Annotated in this window: 1 rRNA gene; it reads left to right on the top strand. The window is 53.1% G+C overall.

The window, feature by feature from the left end:
• Positions 1–2,876 (top strand): 23S ribosomal RNA (locus tag BZG25_RS15535); the annotation flags it as partial.
• Positions 2,877–2,906 lie beyond the last annotated feature (30 nt).

The raw sequence follows: 2,906 nt of genomic DNA, 5'->3' as shown, positions 1-2,906 counted from the left end.
TAAGCGTAGACGGTGGATGCCTTGGCAGTCAGAGGCGATGAAGGACGTACTAACCTGCGAAAAGCGATGGTGAGCTGGTAAGAAGCATTTGAGCCATCGATGTCCGAATGGGGAAACCCACCTGCATAAGCAGGTATCTTAGTGTGAATACATAGCGCTAAGAGGCGAACTCGGGGAACTGAAACATCTAAGTACCCGAAGGAAAAGAAATCAATTGAGATTCCGGCAGTAGCGGCGAGCGAACCCGGAGCAGCCCTTAAGCGGCTTAGGCGTTAGGTGAACAGGTTGGAAAACCTGGCAATAAAGGGTGATAGCCCCGTAACCGACGGCGCCTTAGACGTGAAAACGAGTAGGACGGGACACGTGATATCTTGTCTGAACATGGGGGGACCATCCTCCAAGGCTAAATACTCCTGACTGACCGATAGTGAACCAGTACCGTGAGGGAAAGGCGAAAAGAACCCCTGTGAGGGGAGTGAAATAGAACCTGAAACCGTCTACGTACAAGCAGTGGGAGCCTCTTCGTGGGGTGACCGCGTACCTTTTGTATAATGGGTCAGCGACTTAATGTTAGTAGCAAGGTTAACCGCATAGGGGAGCCGTAGGGAAACCGAGTCTTAACTGGGCGTCCAGTTGCTAGCATTAGACCCGAAACCGAGTGATCTAGCCATGGGCAGGTTGAAGGTTGAGTAACATCAACTGGAGGACCGAACTCACTAACGTTGAAAAGTTAGGAGATGACCTGTGGCTAGGGGTGAAAGGCCAATCAAACTCGGAGATAGCTGGTTCTCCCCGAAAGCTATTTAGGTAGCGCCTCGGACGAATACTACTGGGGGTAGAGCACTGTTAAGGCTAGGGGGTCATCCCGACTTACCAACCCTTTGCAAACTCCGAATACCAGTAAGTACTATCCGGGAGACACACGGCGGGTGCTAACGTCCGTCGTGGAGAGGGAAACAACCCAGACCGCCAGCTAAGGTCCCCAAGTTATCGCTAAGTGGGAAACGATGTGGGAAGGCTCAGACAGCCAGGATGTTGGCTTAGAAGCAGCCATCATTTAAAGAAAGCGTAATAGCTCACTGGTCGAGTCGGCCTGCGCGGAAGATGTAACGGGGCTAAGCGATACACCGAAGCTGCGGCAATGTCCTTATGGATATTGGGTAGGGGAGCGTTGTGTAAGCTGTTGAAGGTGTGCTGAGAGGCATGCTGGAGGTATCACAAGTGCGAATGCTGACATGAGTAACGATAAAGGGGGTGAAAAACCTCCTCGCCGGAAGACCAAGGGTTCCTGTCCAACGTTAATCGGGGCAGGGTAAGTCGGCCCCTAAGGCGAGGCCGAAAGGCGTAGTCGATGGGAAACGGGTTAATATTCCCGTACTGCTGCTTACTGCGATGGGGGGACGGAGAAGGCTAGGTGGGCCTGGCGATGGTTGTCCAGGTTCAAGTGCGTAGGCTGATTTCTTAGGCAAATCCGGGAAATCAAGGCCGAGACACGATGTCGAGCCACCAAGGTGGTGAAGTCATTGATGCCATGCTTCCGGGAAAAGCCTCTAAGCTTCAGGTAAGTAGCAACCGTACTCCAAACCGACACAGGTGGTCGGGTAGAGAATACCAAGGCGCTTGAGAGAACTCGGGTGAAGGAACTAGGCAAAATGGTACCGTAACTTCGGGAGAAGGTACGCTGCCCGCGGTGAAGTCCCTTGCGGATGGAGCTATGGGCAGTCGCAGATACCAGGTGGCTGCAACTGTTTATTAAAAACACAGCACTGTGCAAAATCGAAAGATGACGTATACGGTGTGACGCCTGCCCGGTGCCGGAAGGTTAATTGATGTGGTTATCGCAAGAGAAGCCATTGATTGAAGCCCCGGTAAACGGCGGCCGTAACTATAACGGTCCTAAGGTAGCGAAATTCCTTGTCGGGTAAGTTCCGACCTGCACGAATGGCGTAATGATGGCCACGCTGTCTCCACCCGAGACTCAGTGAAATTGAAATCGCAGTGAAGATGCTGTGTACCCGCGGCTAGACGGAAAGACCCCGTGAACCTTTACTACAGCTTGGCACTGAACATTGAGCCTACATGTGTAGGATAGGTGGGAGGCTTTGAAGCGGCGACGCCAGTTGCTGTGGAGCCATCCTTGAAATACCACCCTTGTATGTTTGATGTTCTAACTTAGCCCCGTTATCCGGGGTGAGGACAGTGCCTGGTGGGTAGTTTGACTGGGGCGGTCTCCTCCCAAAGCGTAACGGAGGAGCACGAAGGTGGGCTAATCACGGTCGGACATCGTGAGGTTAGTGCAATGGCATAAGCCCGCTTAACTGCGAGAGTGACGGCTCGAGCAGGTACGAAAGTAGGTCATAGTGATCCGGTGGTTCTGAATGGAAGGGCCATCGCTCAACGGATAAAAGGTACTCCGGGGATAACAGGCTGATACCGCCCAAGAGTTCATATCGACGGCGGTGTTTGGCACCTCGATGTCGGCTCATCACATCCTGGGGCTGAAGTCGGTCCCAAGGGTATGGCTGTTCGCCATTTAAAGTGGTACGCGAGCTGGGTTTAGAACGTCGTGAGACAGTTCGGTCCCTATCTGCCGTGGGCGTTGGATGATTGAGGGGAGCTGCTCCTAGTACGAGAGGACCGGAGTGGACGAACCGCTGGTGTTCGGGTTGTGTCGCCAGACGCATTGCCCGGTAGCTAAGTTCGGCACAGATAAGCGCTGAAAGCATCTAAGCGCGAAGCTGGCCCCGAGATGAGTCATCCCTAGAGCTTCGAGCTCTCTAAAGGGTTGTTCTAGACTAGAACGTTGATAGGCAGGGTGTGTAAGCGCTGTGAGGCGTTGAGCTAACCTGTACTAATTGCCCGTGAGGCTTAACCATACAACACCCAAGAGGTTTTGGGTTGGACTT

It is taken from the genome of Salinivibrio sp. ML198, from assembly GCF_001996015.1.
Classification (GTDB): domain Bacteria; phylum Pseudomonadota; class Gammaproteobacteria; order Enterobacterales; family Vibrionaceae; genus Salinivibrio; species Salinivibrio siamensis.
Note: the sequence above shows the minus strand (reverse complement) of the source record. Positions and strands in the feature narration are given on the sequence as shown.